Below are 21,273 nucleotides of genomic sequence, written 5' to 3'. Positions count from 1 at the left end.
GTAAAAGGTTAAAAACCAACCTAGGCTTTCTCGTAGAGCCAGCAGGCGACGTAGTGGTCTTTCTCAACCTCAACGAGAGGTGGCTCCTTCTTGTCACAGAGGCCGGCCTTAGCCAGTGGGCACCTAGGATGGAAGCGGCAGCCCCCTGGTGGGTTGATTGGGCTTGGGGGTTCACCCTTGATTTCCATTCTCTCCTTCTTCCTTGAGAGTTCGGGGTCTGGAATCGGTATCGCCGAGAGGAGCATCTGGGTGTAAGGATGAAGCGGGTTCTCGAATATTCTCTCGGAGGGACCAACCTCCACGAGCTTTCCGAGGTACATTACTCCCATCCTGTGGCTCATGTACTTCACAACACCGAGGTCGTGGCTTATAAAGAGGTAGGAGAACCCGTGCTTCTTCTGGAGCTCCTTGAGGGTGTTGAGGATGTTGGCCTGAACTGAAACGTCGAGGGCCGAGGTCGGTTCGTCGAGGACGACGAAGTCTGGCTGGAGGGCGAGGATCTTAGCGAGGGCTATCCTCTGCCTCTGCCCTCCTGAGAACTCGTGGGGATAACGGTAGAGGTGCATCTCATTGAGGCCAACACTCTCCAGGAGGCTTATCACGAACTCCTCCGGATCATCAACCTCTATGCCATGGAATTTAACCGGTTCCATTATGATGTTGAAGACCGTCTGCCTAGGATCGAGGGAGGAGTAGGGGTCCTGGAACATTATCTGTGCATGCCTCCTGAACCAGAGGAGATCCTTTCCCTTGAGTTTCGTAACGTCCCTGCCCATGAAATTAATCTTCCCACCGGTGGGTTCGATTAGCCTCAGTATCGTCCTCCCGGTGGTCGTCTTACCACAGCCGCTCTCGCCGACGAGACCGAAGGTCTCACCCGGCATTATCTCGAAGTTGACGCCATCGACGGCCTTAACCCACGCAACCGTCCTTAAGAGGCTCCTAACGGGAAAGTATTTCTTGAGGTTTTCAACCTTGAGTACTGGTTCCATGGTCACCACCTCAGTACCTGTGGCAGGCCACGAAATGGCCCGGTTCTATCTCCTTGAGCTTTGGCACTTCCTTTCTACAGCGCTCCTCGGCAAAGGGGCATCTTGGATGGAAGCGGCAACCCTTTGGTGGCGTGATGAGGTTTGGAACCGTTCCGGGGATACTCTCGAGCTTCTCTATCTTTCCAAGGGGATTCGGGACCGCCCTCAGGAGTGCGACTGTGTAGGGATGGAGCGGGTTGTGGAATATCTGGTCAACGGTGCCCATCTCAACGACCTTCCCGGCGTACATGACGACGACGCGCTGGGCGGTTTCTGCCACAACACCGAGGTTGTGGGTTATCAACAGAACGGTGGCGTTGTACTTTCTCTTCAGCTCGTTGAGCAACTCGAGTATCTGGGCTTGGACGGTAACGTCGAGGGCCGTGGTCGGCTCGTCCGCTATGAGGAGCCTCGGGTTGTTGGCTATGCCCACTCCTATGACCACCCTCTGCTTCATCCCACCGGAGAGTTCGTGGGGGTAGTCCTTGACCCTGTTCTCGGGGTCGGGTATCAGAACTTCTCTGAGTATGTTAACGGCCTTTGACACCCCCTCCTTTATGTTCTTAACCTTTTCGTGGACCTCCATGGCCTCCCCTATCTGATAGCCGACGGTGTAGAGGGGATCGAGTGACGAGTGCGGATCCTGGAAGATGTAGGCTATCTCATTGCCCCTGATCTCCCTTATGCCTTCGTCATCCAGTTTAAGCAGATCAACGGTCGAACCATCGTCGCGATGGTAAATCACTTGACCGTTCACTATCTTTCCGGGGCTCTCGATGAGTTTTGCTATTGCCCTCGAGGTAACGCTCTTCCCACAGCCTGTCTCGCCAACGAGGGCCAGTGTTTCACCGCGGTAGATGTCGAAGGAGACGTTCTCTATTGCCTTGACAACGCCGGCGTATGTGTAGAAGTAAACACTGAGGTTTTTGATCTCAATTATCGGCTCAGGCACTGGTCTCACCTCCTTTGGACTTCTTCTTGAGCTTGAACTCTAAGCTTCTCCTCGTCCTCGGGTCGAGTATGTCCCTCAGACCGTCGCCGAGTAGGTTCCAGCCGAGGACCACCGTGACTATCACGAGTCCTGGGAAGGCAACGAGCCACCATGCTTGTGGGAACTGCTGGGAGCCCTGATTGATCAGGTTACCCCAGTCAGGTATCGGTGGAACGGCACCGAGTCCGAGGAAGCTGAGGCCTGCCTCTGTTAGGATTATGTTGCCAAAGTCCATCGTAATCATGACGAGGATGGGACCGATGATGTTGGGGAGTATATGTCTGAAGAGTATCGTCCTGGTTGGAAGGCCTATTGCGCGGGCTGCCTCCACGTAGAGGCTCTCCCTTTCGGTCAGTGTTGAACCACGCGTTATCCTTGCGTAGCCGGGCCACCAGACGATGACCAAAGCCACGAAAACGGCTAGGAGTTTTCCAAGGTTGTTGACGTCTCTGGGATGTAGCGCGAATAGCTTCAGGACTATGATCTGGGCCCATATATGAGCGTTGAGAAAGCTCTGAATCCTGCCAGGTAATACTGCTGAGAGCGCTATCGCCAGTATAAGTCCTGGGAATGCCAGGAACATGTCCGTAATACGCATTATGGTCTCGTCAACCTTTCCGCCGTAGTAGCCTGATATCAGACCGAAGATTATTCCCATCGTTGGGCCTATTAGGATGATGAAGATGTCCAGAACCAGGGCAGTCCTGGCTCCTGCCAGGAGTATGCTCAGTACGTCCCTTCCGTACGTGTCAGAACCCAACAGATAATGGATGTAGGTGGTATAGTGGATGATGTAGCCGTTCTGGAGCTGTGTAACGTTTAGGAAGTAGGTTGAGCCAGGAGGTGCGAGCTGGGTTGAGTAGTTGTAGGTGACAGGGAAGAAGTCGTAGGGCCAGGGGGTGAGGTAAGGCCCAAAAATCCCTATGAAGATGTAAACAATCACAATGAGAAGGCCAAGCAACGTTGGAGGCGAACGGTTGACCGCGTACGCCATCAGTTTCCACTCTTTGATCCTTGACTGGTTTCTCCTCTTCCAGTCTTTCTTAAAGAGGTCCATGAAGGATGCAAAACCGTCTATAAGCCTGTCACTGATCCTGTCTAGTATTCCCATCTCGTACTCTTCTCTGATTTCATATTCCCCTGTTTGCTCTGCCATTGCAACCACCTCAGAGTCTGACCCTCGGATCGATTATCACGTAGAGTATGTCCGCCACGAGGTTGGCAGTGACGAAGACTATAGCGTAGAGGAAGGTCACACCTATCAGGGCTGGGAAGTCTAGGTACATTATCGCCTGAAGGGCGTAGCGACCAATTCCAGGCAGGTTGAAGATCGTCTCCGTTATCGGCGTTCCCGCGAGCAGTCCGCCGAACTGAAGGGCGAGTATTGTTATCACCGGAACGAGGGCGTTCTTGAGGACGTGCTTGTAGAGCCTGCTCTTTGGAACCCCCTTAGCCTTTAGGAAGAGGGTGCTGTCCCTGCTGTAGGCTTCAAGGAAGGAGTTTCTGGTGAACCTCATCAGTACACCGGCGGCCGCTATTCCGAGGGTAAAGCCAGGAAGCCAGAAGCGCTCGACCTGCTGGGTGAAGTTGCCCCAGTTGAGGGTCAGGATGTCGTCTATAACTGGGATGTGGGTTATACTGTGCGGTGGTCCCGGTGGGATTCCTGCCAGAGTTGTTGCGTTCCAGTGGATGAAGAAGAGCCAGATGAAGAGGTAGGCTATGACGTAAATGGGCGTGGAGATGAAGATCAGGGCTATTATCCTGAGGGTCATGTCCGTTGCGCTGTTCCTTTTAAGGGCCGAGATTATACCGAGGGGCAATCCAATTAGTACTACGAAGAAGAACGCGAAGAGCGCCAATTGGAACGTTACGACGAAACGATTCCCAATGTTGGTGAAAACTGGTTCCTGATTCAACGGGTCGAGCAGGGAGTTCGTGAAGAGGCCCTTAACCAAGAACCAGTACTGGTCGTACCAGGGCTGATTGAGGTGGTATTCCTCCTTGATCATCTCGATTGCTGCCTGGGAGGCCTTTTCACCCCCTGCCCATGCGCGGACGGGGTTGGCCGGGATTACATACGCTATGATAAAAACGATGAGCGTAACTCCTATGAGAGTGGGAATGAATGTTAGACCCCTTCTTACCAGGAATTTCCCTAGTCCTGCCATGTTCTTCCCTCCTGAGGCTTGAGAATGGAATTAAAAGAAAAGAAAGGGCTTCATCCGTTAATAACTTCGTAGTTGAGGCTGTCGAAGACAACGGCGCTCTGGAGGAACGGTCCAATGTAGTCGTCCGGGTCGAGGAAGTCCGGTGCCCATCCAACGATGTAAACGTTGAAGTCGCCGCTGGCGGTCTTGCTCAGCAACGTTGGCCATGAGAGTGGTGTAACTGAAATCTTAAAGCCGAGCTGTCCCCAGGTGTTCTGAAGGAGCGTTGCTATCTTCTCACGCTGGGTGTTTCCAGTGTTGTAGTAGATGTTTATGGTGTAGTCGCTGGGTTTGATACCGGCTTCCTTGATTAGCTGGAGGGCTTTTCCAATGTTGTAATTATACTTGATGACATTGTACTCTGTGTAGCCGAGCCATCCAATCGGAATTGGACCGTAATTGGGCACCATGTAACTCTGGTAGACAGCCTTGTAAATCTGCTCGTACGGTGTAGCCCATGCAAGCGCTTCCCTAACTTTAACGTTGTCAAAGGGCTTCTTTGCGGCGTTTAGGACGATGAAGACCATGTCTGGTGTGACGAAGGAGTCAATCCTAGACTCGAAGTTGCCGAGCTTGAGGTTCTTCACAGCGTCGAGCCTGTCAACTGGAACGGCCGCTATGTCCGCAACTCCCTTCTGGAAGAGGCTTATGCGCGTTGTTGCATCGCTTGAGAGGACGTAGATAACCCTCTTGGTGACGACGTAGTTCGGGTACTTCTGCTGAAGCTTGTTCCATATGCTGGAGTTCCAGTAGTACGGGTTCCTCTCGAGGATTATGTAGCTGTTCTGCTTGGCGGCCTTGATGTAGAACGGCCCGGTGAAGGCTCCGATGTAGTTGTTCTGGAGCATTGTGTGTATCGGGTCCTTGGATCCTGACTGGACGTAGTTGTTCCAGGCCTCGGGGTCCCTGCCCCACTTGGCGGCCTTCATGGCCTCCTCGTACTTGCTGCCGAGCATGTACTTGGCCGGGATGACCATGAGGTAGGGGTCAGCGAGAACGCTCAGTATTCCTCCATACGGGTGCGGCAGGACGAGCTTGTAGACTCCAGCCGTCGGTCCGCTGTAGCCGAAGAACTGGAGCAGCTCGTTGAGGTTATTAACTTCCTTGGTCTTGCCGTTGAAGTCGGCTATTACGCCGCCGTTCTGGAGGACCTTCTCAAACTCGCTGTCGCTCATCGCATAGCTCTTCGAAAGGTTGGTGTAGGTTGCCAGCATCCAGTTGACTGAGTAACCGGCCCTGAGGACGCGCCAGAACTCGAACTCAACGTCAGTGGCGTTTATCGGGTAAAGCTCGCCGTTCTTGGGGTCGTAGGCTTTAACACCACCCCTGATGACGAAGTACCAGACGGTTCCATCCTTGTTGTGTGCCCAAGCAACGGCGAGGTCGGGTGATACCTTCGTTGTCTCGTTCTCCCAGTAGGTAACTAGGGTGTCGCCGACGTTGTGGTAGAGGGCCCAGCCAAAGGTCTCGTAGTCAAAGGCCGGATCGAAGGAGCTCGGCCATCCGAACGTGGTTTCGACTATGGTCCCGGGTTCGTTCTTGTAGTCACCTATGCCTATACTAACGGTCGGTGCGTTCTTGTCCTTCATGACTAGGTCCCAGCGCGGAGCTAGGACTGGGTTGTAGTACCAGTTGTGCACCCAGTTCCAGTAAACGCGAACCGCCTTGTTGTCACCGAGGATTATCTCGGGAACCTGCCTGTTGGCGAGTACGTAGAGAGCGTTGTAAAGTGCCCCCCTGATGGTGGGGTTGGTTATTTCCCTAGCGAGCTGGATTAGAGCGTCCATGTCGGGATCACGGAGGAAGGCAGGGTTTATCTGCCCGAATCCCTGCTGGTTCTTCATAAGCTCTTGTATGCTCGGAGTCTTGGCCGCGTTAACTTTGTAGGCGACGACTATAGCTGGCTTGTTCGGGAGGTTTGAGACCTTTGCACCGCTCCCTGCCGGCCCAACTACAACGACGTATTTGGGCGTGTCTATGACGGTTGCCTTTGAGAGATGTCCTTCAATGTAATTTACTGCCTTGGATGACTGAACGGTAGTAGTCACCGGGCTGGATGTCGTGGGACTTGAAGTGGACTTGCTTCCTGTGGGGCTCATTGTAGTGGTTGTCGGACTACTGCCACCGCCGATACAGCCGCTGGCCGCTACTGAAAAAGCCACAACAAAAACCAATAAAAGTGCTGCTGCAATCTTTCCCCTCATGAATGCTCACCTCTGGGGATTAAGGCAATATACCTTGTTTTAGGAAACGTATAAATCTTTCGATGAACGTTTTGGTATAGTAATAATGTCTTTGGTGTATTACCCGGCTATAATGGCCTGATGTCTAAGTTACGAAAAGCTTAAATGAGTTGGAATGGAAGTATTCACGTAAAACCTTTCCCGGTGGTGAAAATGGTCAGGTCGTATGTTTTGTTGACCGTTGAGATTGGAAAAGTTGAGAGCGTCATAGAGGCGCTCAAGCAGATCCCAGGCGTTACGAAGGCCGATGCTGTAACCGGTCCCTATGACGCCATAGTCCACATAGAGGCCAACGACCTTGGAGAGCTTACCAGAAGAATTCTCCACGACATACACAACATAGACGGTGTTATCGACACCACCACAGCCATAGTAGTCGAGATGGAAGAGGAGGAGTGATTACCTCTTTTTCTTCCCGGATTTGCGCTTCTTGCCTTTGGATTTGCCTCTCGCTTTTCTAAACTCTCTCACCTTCTGTGCAATCATTCTCAGCGCCTTGCCCTTTGGGTGTTTGCTCTCCACCCGGATCATCCCCTTGGCTCTGTACGCTTCCCCAAGGCCCGACAGGCGAGGGTTCAGCTTTCCCTCATAACTCTCGATGATGCTCATACCCAAAGCCCTTGCAGCTTCAGCTATCTCATCTATTCCAGGAGAATCGACCGCGGTTTCCTTTCCCACCATCCTTCCGTACTTTCTGCTAAGCCTCGCGTCCAGTTCGCTGGGCCACACTACGAACTTCACCATTGTCTCACCGGACAAGGTTTAAAAGAATCCCCGTTAAAAACCCTTTTGGTGAGGAACATGGACGTTTATGCCCTCTGCAGATACCTGCTTGGCAAGGCCAACAGGGGGGACACGGTCATTGTTGAGTATGAACCTTATTACCCCGTTGAGGATTTCTCATGGGGTCTCTTAATGCCCTTACTGGTTGAGACGGACAGTGTTGTTGTGGCGGACTTCTTCGGTGTCGGGAATCTCCTACTCAGAAACTACGCCCGCAGGGTCTCCGGTAAGGAGTACTCCCGTTTGATAGGTTTGGTGAAGAGTATAAAGGTTGTGAAGGTCGGTCCTGGTTTGGCGAGTTACGGTGAGCTTTTAATGGACATCAGCCCATCTTACGAACCAGGTTCCTTCCTGAAGAACTACCACACGATAATCAGCAGGGTGAGCAGGCTTCCAACGAAGCCTGAGTATCTAGTCACGTTTGGCCTCGGTCACTACGTCCATTTTGGGGGGGATAACGCCGTTAAATCTCTCCTGACGGGTGTCAGCACTATTCCCCTTGAGGACTGGGTAGGGATACACTTTGTAAACGAGGCTGTTGTGCGGAGGGAACACCTAGCCATTCTCGAGGAGATGGCTTCCATGGTGTTTAGACTGTCAAGTGATGGAATAACTATACTCAAGGGAGGCGGGGCCATTGATAACGGACGGTGATAAGGTATTGCTCGTGGACAGGAGGGGCAAGCGCTACTTGGTGACGGTATCCGATGGGGAGTTCCACACTGACTTGGGCATACTGAGGCTGGGGGAGCTAATAGGGAAGTCCTACGGGACGTCGATAGTAAGTCACAAGGGGGAGGAGTTTAGAGCTATAAAGCCCGACATTAACGACATTATAGCCAAGATGAAGAGAGGCCCGCAGATAGTCCACCCAAAGGACGCGGGAATAATAGTCGCCTATGCTGGCATCTCCCCCGGCAACACCATCATCGAGGCTGGAGCTGGGAGTGGTGCACTAACCATTTTCCTGGCCAACGCGGTGGGTCCTAATGGTAGGATTATCAGCTACGAGATCAGGGAGGATCACGCCGAGATCGCCAAGAATAACGTCGAGTTTGCGGGATTTTCCGACAGGGTTGAGATAAGGCTCGGGGACATCTATGAGGGCATAGAGGAAGAGCACGCGGACCACATAATCCTCGACCTTCCTAGGCCGGAGAACGTTCTTCCCCATGCGGTGGAGGTTCTCCGACCCGGCGGCTACTTGGTGGCTTATACCCCCTGCGCTAACCAGGTTCACCGCTTCCTCCAGGCGTTCCATGAGTACAGGGCACACTTCTACAAGCCCAGGGTTGTTGAGGTACTCATGAGAGAACAGGAAGTCAAAAAGGAGTGTATAAGACCTAAGACGACGATGCTGGCCCATACTGGTTACATAACCTTCATCCGGAGGCTGTGACCTCTCCTCCATTCGTTTCCCTGTCCCCTTCTCTGTATGTGAAGTACGCCAGCGCCCCGAAGACTAAAACCATAATGAGTGCTTGTATTGACGGGTTTCCAGGGATGTTCCTCAGTGCTTTTATATTGCCGTAAAGCACCGGCCAGAACAGTCCGATGGCGGTGAGGAGCACAGAAGCCCAGTATATGATTCTCCCCATTTCCTTCCCTCCGGTTTCACCTTCCACGAACTTTTTTTAACGCTTTCCCTTTTCCCCCGAGGATGCTTCCGCCTTTTCAACCTTTGGTTAACAACAGGTTTATAAGCACCCAAGTTTGTGAACCCTTAGATGTCCAGCTTTGGGCTTATGTATGGAGGTGTTCATCATGTCCTATAGAGTACTCGATAAGAAGGAACTCGCCATGAACGAGGTCTGGTACAAGGTACACGCCCCCCACGTGGCTAGGAAGGTTCAGCCGGGCCAGTTCGTCATAGTCAGGGCCTTCTCAAACGGTGAAAGGATACCCCTAACTCCCATAAAATGGGACCGTGAGGAAGGGTGGATAGAGCTCGTGACCTTCGTCCGCGGCAAAACCACCATGAGGATGGCTAATGAGCTTAAGCCTGGCGATGAGATCCTCAACGTCGCCGGCCCCCTGGGGAACCCTGCCCCAATGGAAAAGTTTGGGAAGGTGCTTGCCATTGGACTCATCACCGGAATGGTCGAAGTCTTCCCGATAGCCAAAGCATGGCAGGAGTTTGGAAACGACGTTACGACGCTTCACGTTACCCCAAACCCGATGGTTATCCTCAAGGAGGACTTTGAGGAGGCCGTTTCGAGGCACATAATAGAGGGCTACGATCTCCAGCCTGGCTGGGGTATGAACGAGATCGCCCAGGAGCTTGTCAAGAGGGCCGTTGCAAAGGTGAGGGAGCTTCTTGAGACCGAGGATTTTGACTTCGTCTTCTCCGTTGGCCCCGCTGGAGGCCAGAAAGCCGTCTTTAATGTCGTCAAGGAGTTTGGAATACCAATGCACTCTGACCTCCACCCCATCCTTGTCGATGGGACTGGAATGTGCGGTTCCTGCCGTGTTACCGTTGGCGGTGAGGTTAAGTTTGCGTGCATTGACGGGCCTGGGTTCGACGCCTACAAGGTCGACTGGGACGAGCTGATCCATAGGAGCGGCTTCTATGCCCCGATGGAGAGGCTTGCCCTCGAGACATACCTTAAGCAGCTCCAGGCACAAGGGGGTGAGCAGTGATGGCGGTTAAGAGGAAGATCATCAAGGAGCGCGTCCCAACTCCCGAGAGGCCACCTGAGGAAAGGGTCAAGGACTTTGCTGAAGTTAACCTCGGTTACACTTTCGAGCTGGCAGTTAAGGAGGCCGAACGCTGCCTTCAGTGCCCCTATGACTACGCGCCGTGTATAAAGGGCTGCCCAGTTCACATCGATATTCCTGGCTTCATAAGCAAGCTCGTTGAGTACCGCGACAACCCGGACAAGGCCGTTAAGGAGGCCCTCAACGTCATCTGGGCCTGCAACTCGCTTCCGGCTACCACCGGCCGTGTCTGCCCGCAGGAGGACCAGTGTGAGATGAACTGTGTCATGGGCAAGGTCGGCGATAAGGTGAACATCGGCAAGCTAGAGAGGTTTGTTGCCGACTACGCGCGTGAGAAGGGCATAGACGAGGAGCTTCTCTTCGAGATAATCCCGAAGATCGAGAAGAAGGGCCAACACGTTGCCATTATTGGGGCCGGGCCGGCCGGTCTCACAGCGGCAGGAGAGCTGGCCAAGCTCGGCTACGACGTCACCATCTACGAAGCCCTCCATGAGGCCGGTGGGGTTCTCATGTACGGCATACCCGAATTCAGGCTGCCGAAGAGTATCGTTGAGAAGGAGATCGACAAGCTCAGGAAGCTCGGCGTCAAGATACTGACAGACCACATCGTCGGCAGAACAGTCACAATCGAGGAACTTCTTGAGGAGTACGATGCCGTTTTTATCGGCTCAGGAGCCGGAACGCCGAGGCTCATCAACGCTCCGGGTATAAACCTCAATGCCATCTATACGGCAAACGAGTTCCTCACGAGGGTCAACCTCATGAAGGCCTATAAGTTCCCGGAGTACGACACGCCGGTTTACGTTGGGAAGAAGGTTATCGTTATTGGTGCCGGTAATACCGCGATGGACGCCGCAAGGAGCTCAAGGCGCTTTGGTGCGGAGGTTACGATAGCTTACCGCCGCGGTGAAGAAGATGTCAGCGCGAGAGTTGAGGAGGTCCACCACGCCAAGGAGGAGGGCATAAAGTTCGAGTACTTCATCAACCCGGTAGAGTTCATTGGTGACGAGAACGGCAACGTTAAAGCGGTGAAGTTCGAGAAGATGAAGGCTTTGGACGAGAGGGACAAGCGCGGAAAGAGGAAGATCGTTGGAACCGGCGAGTACGTCACGCTTGAGGCCGACACCGTCATCATAGCCATCGGAAAGCACCCGAACAGGCTCATCGTCAACACGCCGGGCCTCAACGTCGAGCGCGGAAGGATAGTGGTAGACGAGAACCTCATGACGAGCATTCCTGGCGTTTTTGCCGGTGGCGACGCGATAAGGGGTGAAGCGACCGTCATCCTCGCCATGGGCGACGGAAGGAAGGCAGCAAAGGCCATCCACGAGTACCTCACGAAGAAGAGGGAAGGGCAGAACGCCTGATTTATTTCTTTTTCTCTGACTCTATTGCAAGCTCAACGCCAGAAGCTTCTTGTAGTTTTTTGAGCAGTTTGAGTGTATTCTCAGCACTTAACCAAACGTATACGTAGTAATCTCCGATTTTAGAATAGTGTCTGTCTTTGCCATCCTTTCTACCAGGTCTCAGCTCTAAAACATCTTTCACCACATAGCGGGAATGTAGGGAAGCTCTCGTTTCTTCTCGAAGATAAATTTCGCGTACCTCTCGAGAACTACCCTCCAGGCTTTTCTAACCAGTTCTAGCTCCTTCCAACCTTCTTCAGTCTTCACCAGTGCCTAGCCGGTTTGGTGTAGGTCACATCTTTGAGCATGGTGATAGGCACCGCCTTTCCAGGTGGTTCCTCGGTCTTTTTAACTGAGTTCTCCCTGGGGCTTCCGAGTGCATTGAATATTTCCTCCTCGTTGAACCCCTCTACATTAAGCTTTAGGAACGAACTCTCAAGGAGGTTGAACGTTGTTGCAAGATCCTCCATCCGTTCTATCTTCTCCTTAGACAGGAATGACAGCAGAAAGGCACTTCTTTCGGGAATATCCTTTATGAGGTCGACCTCAAGGAGAACGCGTTCCTCAATACTCTTCTTTGCCTCAAAGACTTCATTGCACGCCATTGAACGCCGTTGGTTAAAATCCCGTACTCAACACCTTGATCATAGCAATACTTCCCGAGCTGCTTTAATGGCGAAGGATCCCTTACGATGTCAACCGAAAGCTTCTTTGCCTCTATGTATGCCACCATCTCCCCGTTGATAACTAGGGCATAGTCAGCCCTTCCCATTCCCGTTTTATCTTCTGGGCGAACTTCATCGGGATTTTTGACGTTCCATCCAAGCACCTCGAAAATCTCAAAAACGAGCTGTTGCTTCACAGCCTCCTCGTTCCGGGAGTAGTATGGGTGATGGGCGTTGACTTTTGACCTCACCCGTTCGATTGCCGTGATTAGCTCTTCCATAACCCCTCACAGTTGATGATATGTTCTCTTGGATAAAAATGTTTTTGAAAAGCTCATTTGAAGCACGCCTCCAGTATCGGGTCGGGAATCACGTAGTAAACGTTCCTACCCTCGATTCTTTTTTCAAGGAAAGAGGAATCAACCAGTCCCTTAAGGAGCCTCGCCAGGACGCTGTCGGCTATGCTCTTGCCCTCCTTCCTTTCTAGGTGCTCTTTTATCTCCTCCCACGTCCGTTTTCCGCCCGCTACAGCCCGCATTATCTCGACGTACCTGTCCCTTGCCGCGACCCTCTTCGCCAGAAAGTTCTCGAACTCGCTCATTGCGAGCGCCTTTGCCTCATCAAAGACCCCGTCTATGAGCCCCCTAGATAGGCCCTTCTCCATCGCCTTCCTCCCGAAGAGGACGAGCCAGCCGACTATGCCGTCGAGCCTTTCAACGGCGTCTTCGATGAGCTTTTCCGGTGGGCCTATACCCACCTGTTCGAACCCCTTCAGCAGGAAATCCCTGCTCTGCTCCGGAGTAAAGCGGGACAGGCTCACCTCGTGGAAGTACCGTCCGTACAGTGGTGCTTCCGGGTCATCGACCCCGAGGTAGTCATGGAGCAGACCCACCTCGGAGCCGGTCATCACCATCCTCAACTCGGAGTAGTCGTAGAGGTGGGCTATCAAACCTGCGAACTCGCTACCAACGGGCCCCCTGAGGTATTGAACCTCATCGAAGGCCAGGACGACGTTGTATTTCTCCAGCTCCCTGAAGAGGGCTATTAGATCGGTCTTCTCATCCTTCCAGGAGAAGTTCACCCCAAAGCCGAGCACCTGGAGGCCGGAGATGTTTTTGAGGTTTCCTTTGAGTTCACTCCATATCTCACGGTTCTCGCGGAAGAATGTGTTGACTGCGCTCTCTATCCTCTTGTAGACGTCCATGCGGGAATTCGGGTTGACCCCCCGGAAGTCCACGAGGACGTGGGGAAGGTCAAGCTCGTTAAGACCAACGAGGAGAAGTGAAGTCTTTCCAAGCCTTCTTATCCCCGTGATGACAGTTAAGGAGTTGTTGGAATTTAGAGACTCCTGGAACTCACTAAGCTCTTTTTCCCTGTCGTACAGATCCTCCCTCCGCCTCTTCGGGCGGGTGTCAAAGTACACAACTACCACCCCAGTAGTTAACTACTGGGGCAGGAGTTATAAGGGTTTCGAGAGGGAAACACTTTAAGCCGCTACCCTTTTAACTCCCTCCCGAAGAGGGTAGAACGAGCGATGACGACCTCTAGGGTATCTGAGTCTGCGCCCCGCGCAGCGTGATGAGAAAATAGGGCGGAGCTCACACCATCCTCAATTCTCTTTGAGAAGGAATGGAATGAAGAAAACAATCAGAGGCTCTTTAGGTACTCGGCGTAGGCCTCTGCATCCATGAGCTCCTTAAATTCCTCGTCGGGGTCGCTTGGCTTGAGCTTGGCTATCCAGTTCTCGTAGGGACTCTCGTTGAGAAGCTCCGGGGAATCTTCAAGTTCCTCGTTGACCTCAACCACCTCTCCGCTGACCGGGGTGTAGACCTCGGAAACTGCCTTGACACTCTCAAGCTCGCAGAGGGTGTCACCCTTGTTGAGCTCTTTCCCTACCTCAGGAAGCTCAACGTAGGCTAGGTCTCCGAGCTCCTTCTGGGCGTAGTCGCTTATGCCAATGAGAACGGTTCCATCCTCTAGGACCTGTGCCCACTCATGGTCCTTCGTGTAGTAGAGACCCTCCTTAATCTTGTATTCGCCGACTTCAATCATGAATATCACCGGATGGTGTAATAGCTTTGAGCATTTAAACCTTTCTCGAAATGGAAAGGCTTATATCCGTCCGGGGTCTAGGAGTGGGGGATTCTAATTCGGGGGTGTGCTGGTGCAGATAATCGGATACGTGCTTATCATAATCGCCGTGGGTAGGTTCCTTGCTGAGCTTTTCGAGAGGATCGGTTACCCCGGCCTTGTGGGTGAGATAACCGCTGGGCTTATCCTTGGTTACGTCCTTAAGGGTGCACCGGCCCAGGAGATGAACCTCCTCGCCGAGTTTGGCATATTCTTCCTCATGATATCGGCGGGCCTTGAGATAACCCCCGAGGAACTCCATATGGGGGGAAAGAAGGCTTTTCCGGTTTACCTGATTACGCTTGGTGTCATGTTTCTCCTCACTCTCCCGATGACGGGATACTCCGTTGGTTTGGGAAACATCCTCGCCGCTTCCATCCTGGCCGTAGCTAGTGCGCCAGTTGTTATTCGACTGAAGCGCTTCTTCGGTGAGTCGTACCTCCACGTCGCCATTTCCTACGCGATAATAAGTGAGGTTACGATACTCGTCGTTGTCTACCTGCTTGCCAACGTTAAATCCTCGGAAAGTCCCATTGATATGTGTCTAACCCTGCTGGAGCAGGCTCTGTTTGTGGGGGTTGTTCTTTACATCAACTACACCATAGGAATCCAGCACAAGGTCTGGTTGATGACCCGGCTCAGGCGCCTTAGGAGCGACGAGGCGGTGTTCGGTCTTTTCATGATACTCGCCTCACTCCTCGGCTTCCTCAGCGAAGAAGTGGGAATGCACTTCACGATAGGTGGCTTCCTGGCGGGCTTAATCCTCCACAGCGACCTCGTCGGGACAAAGCAGTACGAGAGGCTTGAGACCATAATAAGCGGCACTACCTACGGGATCTTTGCTCCAATATTCTTCGCTTGGCGCGGCATGAACTTCCGGGCAGGCGTTACGGTGACCGTTGTATACGTTATGCTTGCCGTCTACGCGGTTCGCTTCCTCCTCACCTTCCTCCTCACCTGGGACAGTTCGACGAGGTCGTCCCTTGCCAAAGCGACGGGCCTTGTGAGCTTTGGCGTCCTCGGCCTGTTGGTTGCCGACCTCGGCCACGGATATGGAGTGATCTCAGGCGAGCTTTACGCCGTTGTCGCCTTCACCTCTATAGCAGGGATATTCCTTGCCGCGACTATTGGAAGGATTCTTGCACTCACAGGTGTGAATTCTTCTTGACATTTTCCTCCCCACGCTCGGGTCTCTAGGGCAGAGAAGGGGTTAGTGATGGTCCTGGGCTTTGTATCGTCTTGATCCCCTGGTTTTTTATTTACTGGCTGTTTTTCACGTCCTTCTTAGCGAATCGGGCTTTTCTGTTGTCTAGATACCATCCCGAAACCTTTTTAAGCATCCTATTAACCGCTGGAGTAGTTGTAAGTGAGATGGGTGGTTTAGATGAGCTGGACAACACCGAAGAGGGCTTTCCTGGGTGCTGCTGCCGCAGAGGGCAGGACAAAACTCAACGCTTTCGACAATGCGCTCCTCAAGCTCGGCATAGGCAACGTCAACCTCGTCAGGCTAAGCAGTGTTATTCCTGCCCATGTCGAGTGGATGGAAAGGGTTCACAATGTGCCGATTGGGATGCTCCTGCCGACTGTCTACGCGCACATTGAGAGTGATGAACCGGGGGCGACCATCAGCGCTGCTCTAGGGGTGGGCATAAGCGAGAACAACGAGGGCGGTTTAATCTATGAATACTCCGGATACTGCACGAGGGAGGAGGCTGAGAGAATGGTCAGGAAGATGGTTGAAGAAGGTTTCGCTCAGCGTGGCTGGAAGCTGGGGGATTTCAGGGTAGCGAGTGCGAGCACAACCGTTAATGACAAGCCGGCTGCGGTCCTGGCAGTAGTGGTCATGTTCCCATACTAAACTTTTCTGTCTTTTCGTTATATCTCTGTAGCGTCCGTCAGGAGGTATTCGGCACCCTTCCTTTGGAATATGAGGCTGAATCTTCTTCCTTCTTTCGTTGCCCAGACCTCCACCTGCTCTGTTTCCCCCGCTGATCTGACGTTCATCCAGAGAACACTGAAACCCTTTCTCTGGAGGAAGGCCTCCAGGGGGGCCCTAATCTTTAGTCCCGGTTTGAGGCTCTTTTCTCCATTGGGTTTGCCCTCTATCAGGCGCCACACCTCGAAAAAAAGCCTACGTGGATTTGATTCCTCAGCTGGATGCATGAACAGGACTTCGCCCCCCTCTCGAATGGCAAAGGAGTACTTCTTCCCATCGAAGAGTGCAACGGAGAGAAAGACCTGAGGTTCTCCAGAGGGGTGTACCTCCCCCACTAAATGGGGGACTCCATACTCCATGCCCTCCTCTATCTCATCCTGTAACTCTGCGAGCAACTTCGCCAGCGTCCTGCGTATTCTTGACTCCATTGGTCGCATCCCATTCCATTTATATTTTTGGGTTTATAAAAATCTGTCCCGGGAGTGAGAACCCCAACCTTTAAAACTCAACGTCCTACTTAATCCGGTGAGGTTTATGGGTTACAGTAACGAGGAAAACGCCTTCATCGAGTGGTATCCACGGGGCTACGGTGTCGGCTTCAAGGTCACTCGGAGGCTCTTTGAGACCCAGACGGAATATCAGAGGCTTGAGATTTATGAGACAGAGGGTTTTGGTAAGTTACTCGTCCTCGATGGGACGGTTCAGCTCGTTGAAACCGGTGAGGAGAGTTACCATGAGGTTCTGGTTCATCCGGTTCTTCTCGCCCATCCGAACCCAAAGCGTGTCCTGGTAATAGGTGGTGGTGACGGGGGAACCCTCCGCGAGATTCTCAGGCACGAGACGGTCGAGAAAGCTTCCATGGTTGAGATAGACGACGGGGTGGTTGAGGCTTCGTACCTCTATCTTGATGTGGCCAAAGACCTGCTTGATAAGCTGGTAAAGAATGAGTGTGAGAGGGCAGAGCTTATTATAGGTGATGGCGTTGAGTACCTGCGCGAGAGTGATGATAAGTTCGATGTGATAATCGTCGATTCCACCGACCCTGTTGGTCCGGCGAAGCTCCTCTTCAGTGAGGGGTTTTATCGTGATGCCTATGAGAGACTCAACGATCCCGGAATCTACATAACCCAGGCTGGAAGCGTTTACCTCTTCACCAACGAACTTCTCGACGCTTACAGGGCCATGAAGAAGGTCTTCGACCGCGTTTATTACTTCAGCTTCCCGGTCATCGGTTATGCCTCACCTTGGAGCTTTCTCGTTGGGGTCAAGGGTGATATAGACTTCACAAAGGTCGACCTAGGGCGCGCCAAAAAGCTCGATCTGTACTATTACGACCCCGAGAGGCACGAGACGCTCTTCCAGATACCTCGCTACGTCAGGAAGCTCCTTGAGGAGAAGTGAGAGAGTGAAGGTGCCTCAGAAGGCGAAGAAGCTGGGAGTCATAGGACTAACAGTGCTCATAACGGCTTATTTGGTGTATCGCGTCTACTCCGAGGCATCGGAGATAAATTTCAGGCCTTCCCAGTTGCTCTCAGTTTATACCCTCCTTGCGGTGCTCTTTGGGGTGTTCGGGTACTTTACTTATACCCTTATCTGGTACCTTTACCTTGACAACGTTGCACCCGTTAGGTTTTACAGGGTTCTTCTGGCCAACCTCTCCGGTACCTACCTTTCATTCTCGCTGAACGTAGCCATCGGGACGCTGATAAAGGTGAAGTTCATAGGTGTGGGTTACTTCGTCGTCTTGGCCACGAGTCTTATGGATACCTCAACGGAGTTCCTAATTGGCACGCTCATGCTCTTCGCATTCAACCGCGATCCTGGGGCGTTGGCCGTCGCACTCTTCTTCATCCTTGCCTTCGTTGCAGATAGACAGATTTACAGGCTGGCCTTACGGTTCCCTCGCATCATAGGCCGTGGGGAGAACATGTTCAATGAGTTCTATCACGGCTGGCACGTTGCCAAGTCCAATCCCCGGAGGGTGCTCCTCGCAATGCTACTCGGTACGTTGCTCGTTCTTATGAACGCGGGAACCTTGATGAGCGTGGCCAGGGTGTTTGGAGTTCACCTCAGCCTTTCCATTGCGGTTGAGGCCGTTCTTTACTCCAATGTCCTCGGCAGCGTCCTTGGAACCCCTGGAGGTGTCGGCGGGAACGAGCTTGGAGTTATGATGGCGATAGGAAGTGGAGGACTGGACGTCATCATAGCGTTTCTCTTCAAGTTCATAAACCAGTATATGTTTGCCATTTTTGGGGCCTTTGCGTTCTACCACTTCGTTTCCGCCGAGGTAAGGGAGCAATCCCCTGAGACTGCCGAGCTGGACTGAAAAGCTTATTATGGGGGTGCCGTAGTTTTCTTGGTGGTTCAATGGGCAGTGATGAGGTCCTCGAGGAGATAGACCGTAGGATGCGGCGTCTTGAGGCACAGGTTGAACTTTTAGAGGCTCAAATTGAGAGGGAAACTTCCAACAGGGTTCCAAGGGTGGAGGACAGGTTCTCGCTCTATTACATGCTCTTCATGGCCCTCTGGTTCGTCATAGGGCTCGCGGTTCTCGTGTACATACGGGGTAGAGTGACCCAGGGGATGAAGCTGTCCCTTGGACTCTACGTCCTCGTAGGTGCCGTTGCGGTTGGGGCCCCCCTCGCCTACCTCCTTTGGCCCAAGCGTTTTACAGAAACCAAATTAGAGGAGAGGCTGACCGCGGCCAAGGTGGCCCTTAAGGCGTTCTACAAACCCCTCAAGAGGGCCGTCCAAGACGGTGACTTGGACTCCCTCCGCGCCCTTGCGGATCGACTTCTTAACGACCCTCAACTGTCCACCGCCATTGAGCTTGCCAACGAGGGCGACCCTAAAGTAATGGCCTATGCCCTTTACCTCTACGCAGACTATCGCCCCGAACTCAGGGACGAGGTTGAGGAACTTCTGGGGATGCTTACCAATAAACCCCTCCGGCGCCTGCTCTCCTCCCGCATCAAGGAAAGGTTATAACCCCAGAATCCATCCTCCTCCGGTGAGAAACGTGAGGTTCGAAGCACTCAGTAGGGATGATATGAACACCCTCTCAAGGGAGCTTAGCAGGGCGGGCATAATGAACAGAACCCTAGAGGAGGTGGTTCCCGAGGTATCTCATTATGTCACCGTGAAGGGGGCTTTCTCTGAGCTTCTGGAGAAGGCTGATGGCATAGAACCCCTTGAGGAGAACCTCTCGTCCATCGGAGAATTCTACAGGTCTCTAATGGAAGGGTGGGAAATCGGCGCCGAGAGGGACCTCAACACCCTCCTCGATGAGTCAGATGCCGAGGGTCTGGCCGTTGTGGCGGCCCTACTCTCCGCTGGAGCCGTTGAAGAGGACGATGGCAGGCTGACCCTCCTTGAGAGGCCCCCTCTGGAGGGCTTGAACTTTGAGCTTCGCTTTCCTGTGGAAGAGATTGAGGGGTACCTTGAGGCAGTGGAGGAACGCCTTGGTGTCGGGATGGTTACGGAGTACACCCTCTCCAAGCGCTACTACGTTGAGGCCCTTGAGGTGGACGGTGAGCTTATCGATTCTGCCCTCGAAATCGCGGAGGACTACGCTACGGAGGAGAGTATCGTTGAGGCCACCTTCGATGGAATCGCTCGATCTGTGCTGGCGCACGTCATCCTTGAGCTTGCGGAGAAGCACCGGCGGAAGAACGAGCTTATTAAAGCACTAATGGAGAGGGAACCCATAACCGTCGGCGACGGGGACGAGCGGGTGAATATTTACTACGATGAGGACGCGATTGAAGACTTCCTCAGAACCCTCCAGACCCTCGGCTACCTCAAGGTGAAGGGTAACAGGATATGGGTCTGATTGCTATTTCCTCCTTCCGTAAAATTTTAAAATCCCTCCTCTCACCTAAGCCCTGAGGTGGTGGAAGTGGCGGAGCTGAAGGCGATTGTCTTCTACGACCGCGATGGGACTCGCTACTACCGCTGCCCGCGCTGTGGAATGTTCTTCAGAACCCAGGAGGAGTACACGAGGCACGTCAACAGGACGCACGGCCACCTCTTCAGAAGGTGAATCCTTTTCTGCCCTTTGTCCCCTGCGGGATGAGGAGAACGGTTGAGGCCGAGGAGTGATGAGCGGAGGGCTTCCCGACCGCTACTCCCTCATCACTATCTCCTTCGTTAGTTTAACGATGAATGTCTTCCCGACCTTCTCCCTCTCAACAAGCTGCTTCTTCTCAAGCTCCTGGATAATCCTGCTTATAGTCGGCCTCGAGTAACCGGTCATCTCCGGGAGCTCCTCCTGCTTGACTGTTCCGCCCTTTTCAAGAATGGCCTTGACCACTATGCGCTCCTTTTCGGTTAGAACCTCAATAGGTACCCTGTTGGCGGCCCATTTCTTCTTTGCGTAGTAGAGCGAAACCGGAACCGCTATTGTGAGTGAGGTCAGAACCGCCAGTAGAACTGCCATCCAATTTGTTCCCGTCTCCTTCGGGACCTTTATCACTATATCCTGTTTAAACCAGTACGTCTGGTAGCCCATCTTCTCGATGCTCTCTTGAACCTTTGGTGACATTCCTGTTCCGACAAGGAATACCTCACTGGGGTGCAGCTGTTTTATAGCTTCTGCCGTTGACTCAGTGAGTGCATCCTCCTGGGTCAGCAGGAGGGGATAATTGTAGTTCATGGCGAAGCGCGCCGCGGCAAGGGTAGAACCATAGTCGCTTGAGCTTGCTACCACGACCCCATCAGAGCCGTGGGGGAAGAAGTGTAGTGCGAGCTTCGCGGCGGTCTCGGTTCTCACAGCTCCTCCTATCCTCTGAACAGAAAATCCTATGTCAAGGAGCTGGTTCTGGACCTCGTCGCTTACCGCTTGCTGGTCGCCAACGATGAGAACGTGGTTCCACCCGGACTGGGCGTAGCTCTGGAGCTGGACGAGGGTGGTGGGATCAAGCTTCTTCGGGTTAACGGGAAGAATGGGAACGCCCAGAAGCTTCGCGTAAGGGAGGGAGACTATATAATCTATTAAATCGTCATTCCGAACTATTATAAGGTCATACTGTGGCTTCTGGGTCCTCTGCGCAGACATTAAGGGAAGTGCAAGGGATGAGATTGTAAGAACGATGAGAGCCAGAGCCAGCGCCCGGTTTAGCATTTCACCACCTTAAAAGGGATGGGGAGGAGCCTCTTAAAAGG

General features: G+C 53.0%; 27 protein-coding genes. 12 read left to right on the top strand and 15 right to left on the bottom strand.

Annotated elements, in window-relative coordinates:
* Positions 1–20: 20 nt before the first annotated feature.
* Genes MV421_RS02185 through MV421_RS02165 form a run of 5 tightly spaced genes read right to left on the bottom strand, consistent with a single transcriptional unit; the run spans position 21 to position 6,433 of the window.
* Positions 21–992 carry an ABC transporter ATP-binding protein gene (locus tag MV421_RS02185; protein ID WP_297421374.1) on the bottom strand — a complete coding sequence of 324 codons (972 nt, stop codon included), beginning with the start codon at positions 990–992 and terminating at the stop codon, positions 21–23.
* 10 nt (positions 993–1,002) lie between these two features.
* On the bottom strand, positions 1,003–1,983 hold the full coding sequence (locus MV421_RS02180; RefSeq protein ID WP_297517753.1) for an ABC transporter ATP-binding protein: 981 nt from the start codon (positions 1,981–1,983) through the stop codon (positions 1,003–1,005).
* Positions 1,976–3,151, bottom strand: coding sequence for an ABC transporter permease (locus MV421_RS02175; RefSeq protein ID WP_297421474.1), 1,176 nt, complete (start codon positions 3,149–3,151; stop codon positions 1,976–1,978). The genes MV421_RS02180 and MV421_RS02175 overlap by 8 nt, the downstream gene beginning before the upstream one ends.
* A 37-nt stretch (positions 3,152–3,188) precedes the next feature.
* Positions 3,189–4,190 carry an ABC transporter permease gene (locus MV421_RS02170; RefSeq protein ID WP_297421378.1) on the bottom strand — a complete coding sequence of 334 codons (1,002 nt, stop codon included), beginning with the start codon at positions 4,188–4,190 and terminating at the stop codon, positions 3,189–3,191.
* A 50-nt stretch (positions 4,191–4,240) separates the two neighbouring features.
* On the bottom strand, positions 4,241–6,433 hold the full coding sequence (locus MV421_RS02165; protein WP_297421380.1) for an ABC transporter substrate-binding protein: 2,193 nt from the start codon (positions 6,431–6,433) through the stop codon (positions 4,241–4,243).
* 192 nt (positions 6,434–6,625) lie between these two features.
* Between MV421_RS02165 and MV421_RS02160 the strand changes: the two genes are divergently transcribed.
* A complete protein-coding gene (locus tag MV421_RS02160; protein WP_088853147.1) occupies positions 6,626–6,871 on the top strand; it encodes an Lrp/AsnC ligand binding domain-containing protein in 246 nt (81 codons plus the stop codon).
* On the opposite strand, the gene MV421_RS02155 is transcribed toward MV421_RS02160, so the two are convergent.
* On the bottom strand, positions 6,872–7,216 hold the full coding sequence (locus tag MV421_RS02155) for a signal recognition particle protein Srp19 (protein ID WP_297421383.1): 345 nt from the start codon (positions 7,214–7,216) through the stop codon (positions 6,872–6,874).
* Positions 7,217–7,273: 57 nt separating this feature from the next.
* On the opposite strand from MV421_RS02155, the gene MV421_RS02150 reads away from it, so the two are divergent.
* Together MV421_RS02150 and MV421_RS02145 are read left to right on the top strand one after the other, a co-directional pair.
* Positions 7,274–7,909, top strand: a complete 636-nt coding sequence (locus MV421_RS02150; protein ID WP_297421476.1) for a DUF257 family protein — start codon at positions 7,274–7,276, stop codon at positions 7,907–7,909.
* Positions 7,893–8,654 carry a tRNA (adenine-N1)-methyltransferase gene (locus MV421_RS02145; protein ID WP_297421385.1) on the top strand — a complete coding sequence of 254 codons (762 nt, stop codon included), beginning with the start codon at positions 7,893–7,895 and terminating at the stop codon, positions 8,652–8,654. Before MV421_RS02150 ends, MV421_RS02145 begins: the two co-directional genes overlap by 17 nt.
* Here the strand turns inward: MV421_RS02145 and MV421_RS02140 are convergent.
* Positions 8,638–8,880, bottom strand: coding sequence for a hypothetical protein (locus tag MV421_RS02140; RefSeq protein ID WP_297421387.1), 243 nt, complete (start codon positions 8,878–8,880; stop codon positions 8,638–8,640). The genes MV421_RS02145 and MV421_RS02140 overlap by 17 nt on opposite strands.
* Positions 8,881–9,019: 139 nt before the next feature.
* Between MV421_RS02140 and MV421_RS02135 the strand changes: the two genes are divergently transcribed.
* Together MV421_RS02135 and gltA are read left to right on the top strand one after the other, a co-directional pair.
* The gene (locus tag MV421_RS02135) at positions 9,020–9,895 is read left to right on the top strand and encodes a sulfide/dihydroorotate dehydrogenase-like FAD/NAD-binding protein (RefSeq protein WP_297421389.1); all 876 of its coding nucleotides are present in this window, start codon (positions 9,020–9,022) and stop codon (positions 9,893–9,895) included.
* Positions 9,895–11,340 carry an NADPH-dependent glutamate synthase gene (gene gltA / locus MV421_RS02130; protein WP_297421391.1) on the top strand — a complete coding sequence of 482 codons (1,446 nt, stop codon included), beginning with the start codon at positions 9,895–9,897 and terminating at the stop codon, positions 11,338–11,340. The genes MV421_RS02135 and gltA overlap by 1 nt, the downstream gene beginning before the upstream one ends.
* Position 11,341: 1 nt before the next feature.
* Here the strand turns inward: gltA and MV421_RS02125 are convergent, their stop codons facing one another.
* The 6 genes from MV421_RS02125 to gcvH form a co-directional block, all read right to left on the bottom strand.
* A complete protein-coding gene (locus MV421_RS02125) occupies positions 11,342–11,521 on the bottom strand; it encodes a hypothetical protein (protein WP_297421393.1) in 180 nt (59 codons plus the stop codon).
* Positions 11,518–11,646, bottom strand: coding sequence for a hypothetical protein (locus tag MV421_RS02120; RefSeq protein WP_297421396.1), 129 nt, complete (start codon positions 11,644–11,646; stop codon positions 11,518–11,520). The genes MV421_RS02125 and MV421_RS02120 overlap by 4 nt, the downstream gene beginning before the upstream one ends.
* Positions 11,643–11,984: a hypothetical protein gene (locus MV421_RS02115; RefSeq protein ID WP_297421398.1), complete on the bottom strand. Its 342-nt coding sequence runs from the start codon at positions 11,982–11,984 to the stop codon at positions 11,643–11,645. The genes MV421_RS02120 and MV421_RS02115 overlap by 4 nt, the downstream gene beginning before the upstream one ends.
* Positions 11,912–12,325: a type I restriction endonuclease gene (locus tag MV421_RS02110; RefSeq protein WP_297421400.1), complete on the bottom strand. Its 414-nt coding sequence runs from the start codon at positions 12,323–12,325 to the stop codon at positions 11,912–11,914. The genes MV421_RS02115 and MV421_RS02110 overlap by 73 nt, the downstream gene beginning before the upstream one ends.
* Positions 12,326–12,378: 53 nt before the next feature.
* Positions 12,379–13,476, bottom strand: coding sequence for an ATP-binding protein (locus MV421_RS02105; protein WP_366938894.1), 1,098 nt, complete (start codon positions 13,474–13,476; stop codon positions 12,379–12,381).
* 215 nt (positions 13,477–13,691) lie between these two features.
* Positions 13,692–14,096 carry a glycine cleavage system protein GcvH gene (gcvH, locus tag MV421_RS02100; protein WP_297421480.1) on the bottom strand — a complete coding sequence of 135 codons (405 nt, stop codon included), beginning with the start codon at positions 14,094–14,096 and terminating at the stop codon, positions 13,692–13,694.
* A 112-nt stretch (positions 14,097–14,208) separates the two neighbouring features.
* On the opposite strand from gcvH, the gene MV421_RS02095 reads away from it, so the two are divergent.
* Both MV421_RS02095 and MV421_RS02090 read left to right on the top strand, forming a co-directional pair.
* Positions 14,209–15,342, top strand: a complete 1,134-nt coding sequence (locus MV421_RS02095; protein ID WP_297421402.1) for a cation:proton antiporter — start codon at positions 14,209–14,211, stop codon at positions 15,340–15,342.
* A gap of 216 nt (positions 15,343–15,558) precedes the next feature.
* Positions 15,559–16,032, top strand: a complete 474-nt coding sequence (locus MV421_RS02090; RefSeq protein WP_297421404.1) for a pyruvoyl-dependent arginine decarboxylase — start codon at positions 15,559–15,561, stop codon at positions 16,030–16,032.
* Positions 16,033–16,049: 17 nt separating this feature from the next.
* On the opposite strand, the gene MV421_RS02085 is transcribed toward MV421_RS02090, so the two are convergent.
* The gene (locus tag MV421_RS02085; protein ID WP_297421406.1) at positions 16,050–16,547 is read right to left on the bottom strand and encodes a hypothetical protein; all 498 of its coding nucleotides are present in this window, start codon (positions 16,545–16,547) and stop codon (positions 16,050–16,052) included.
* Positions 16,548–16,644: 97 nt separating this feature from the next.
* Here MV421_RS02085 and speE point away from each other — a divergent pair, with 97 nt between their 5' ends.
* Genes speE through MV421_RS02060 form a run of 5 tightly spaced genes read left to right on the top strand, consistent with a single transcriptional unit; the run spans position 16,645 to position 20,152 of the window.
* Positions 16,645–17,511 carry a polyamine aminopropyltransferase gene (gene speE / locus MV421_RS02080; RefSeq protein WP_297421482.1) on the top strand — a complete coding sequence of 289 codons (867 nt, stop codon included), beginning with the start codon at positions 16,645–16,647 and terminating at the stop codon, positions 17,509–17,511.
* 4 nt (positions 17,512–17,515) lie between these two features.
* Entirely contained in the window at positions 17,516–18,436 is a 921-nt protein-coding gene (locus MV421_RS02075) for a lysylphosphatidylglycerol synthase domain-containing protein (RefSeq protein ID WP_297421408.1), read from the top strand.
* A 41-nt stretch (positions 18,437–18,477) separates the two neighbouring features.
* The gene (locus tag MV421_RS02070; protein ID WP_297421410.1) at positions 18,478–19,098 is read left to right on the top strand and encodes a hypothetical protein; all 621 of its coding nucleotides are present in this window, start codon (positions 18,478–18,480) and stop codon (positions 19,096–19,098) included.
* A 22-nt stretch (positions 19,099–19,120) separates the two neighbouring features.
* Positions 19,121–19,942, top strand: a complete 822-nt coding sequence (locus MV421_RS02065) for a hypothetical protein (RefSeq protein WP_366938895.1) — start codon at positions 19,121–19,123, stop codon at positions 19,940–19,942.
* Between the two features lie 57 nt (positions 19,943–19,999).
* Complete coding sequence (locus tag MV421_RS02060; protein WP_297517750.1) at positions 20,000–20,152, top strand: C2H2-type zinc finger protein; 153 nt, start codon at positions 20,000–20,002, stop codon at positions 20,150–20,152.
* An 81-nt stretch (positions 20,153–20,233) separates the two neighbouring features.
* Here the strand turns inward: MV421_RS02060 and MV421_RS02055 are convergent, their stop codons facing one another.
* Positions 20,234–21,232: a cell wall-binding repeat-containing protein gene (locus tag MV421_RS02055; protein WP_297503979.1), complete on the bottom strand. Its 999-nt coding sequence runs from the start codon at positions 21,230–21,232 to the stop codon at positions 20,234–20,236.
* Positions 21,233–21,273: the final 41 nt, after the last annotated feature.

Source organism: Thermococcus sp. (assembly GCF_027023865.1).
In the GTDB taxonomy this organism is placed as follows: domain Archaea; phylum Methanobacteriota_B; class Thermococci; order Thermococcales; family Thermococcaceae; genus Thermococcus.
Note: the sequence above shows the minus strand (reverse complement) of the source record. Positions and strands in the feature narration are given on the sequence as shown.

Coding starts and splice junctions, on each gene's coding strand:
- MV421_RS02185 (WP_297421374.1), bottom strand. CDS start 992: ATGGAACCAGTACTCAAGGTTGAAAACCTCAAGAAATACTTTCCCGTT.
- MV421_RS02170 (WP_297421378.1), bottom strand. CDS start 4,190: ATGGCAGGACTAGGGAAATTCCTGGTAAGAAGGGGTCTAACATTCATT.
- MV421_RS02165 (WP_297421380.1), bottom strand. CDS start 6,433: ATGAGGGGAAAGATTGCAGCAGCACTTTTATTGGTTTTTGTTGTGGCT.
- MV421_RS02160 (WP_088853147.1), top strand. CDS start 6,626: ATGGTCAGGTCGTATGTTTTGTTGACCGTTGAGATTGGAAAAGTTGAG.
- MV421_RS02155 (WP_297421383.1), bottom strand. CDS start 7,216: ATGGTGAAGTTCGTAGTGTGGCCCAGCGAACTGGACGCGAGGCTTAGC.
- MV421_RS02150 (WP_297421476.1), top strand. CDS start 7,274: ATGGACGTTTATGCCCTCTGCAGATACCTGCTTGGCAAGGCCAACAGG.
- MV421_RS02135 (WP_297421389.1), top strand. CDS start 9,020: ATGTCCTATAGAGTACTCGATAAGAAGGAACTCGCCATGAACGAGGTC.
- gltA (WP_297421391.1), top strand. CDS start 9,895: ATGGCGGTTAAGAGGAAGATCATCAAGGAGCGCGTCCCAACTCCCGAG.
- MV421_RS02115 (WP_297421398.1), bottom strand. CDS start 11,984: ATGGCGTGCAATGAAGTCTTTGAGGCAAAGAAGAGTATTGAGGAACGC.
- MV421_RS02110 (WP_297421400.1), bottom strand. CDS start 12,325: ATGGAAGAGCTAATCACGGCAATCGAACGGGTGAGGTCAAAAGTCAAC.
- gcvH (WP_297421480.1), bottom strand. CDS start 14,096: ATGATTGAAGTCGGCGAATACAAGATTAAGGAGGGTCTCTACTACACG.
- MV421_RS02090 (WP_297421404.1), top strand. CDS start 15,559: ATGAGCTGGACAACACCGAAGAGGGCTTTCCTGGGTGCTGCTGCCGCA.
- MV421_RS02085 (WP_297421406.1), bottom strand. CDS start 16,547: ATGCGACCAATGGAGTCAAGAATACGCAGGACGCTGGCGAAGTTGCTC.
- speE (WP_297421482.1), top strand. CDS start 16,645: ATGGGTTACAGTAACGAGGAAAACGCCTTCATCGAGTGGTATCCACGG.
- MV421_RS02070 (WP_297421410.1), top strand. CDS start 18,478: ATGGGCAGTGATGAGGTCCTCGAGGAGATAGACCGTAGGATGCGGCGT.
- MV421_RS02055 (WP_297503979.1), bottom strand. CDS start 21,232: ATGCTAAACCGGGCGCTGGCTCTGGCTCTCATCGTTCTTACAATCTCA.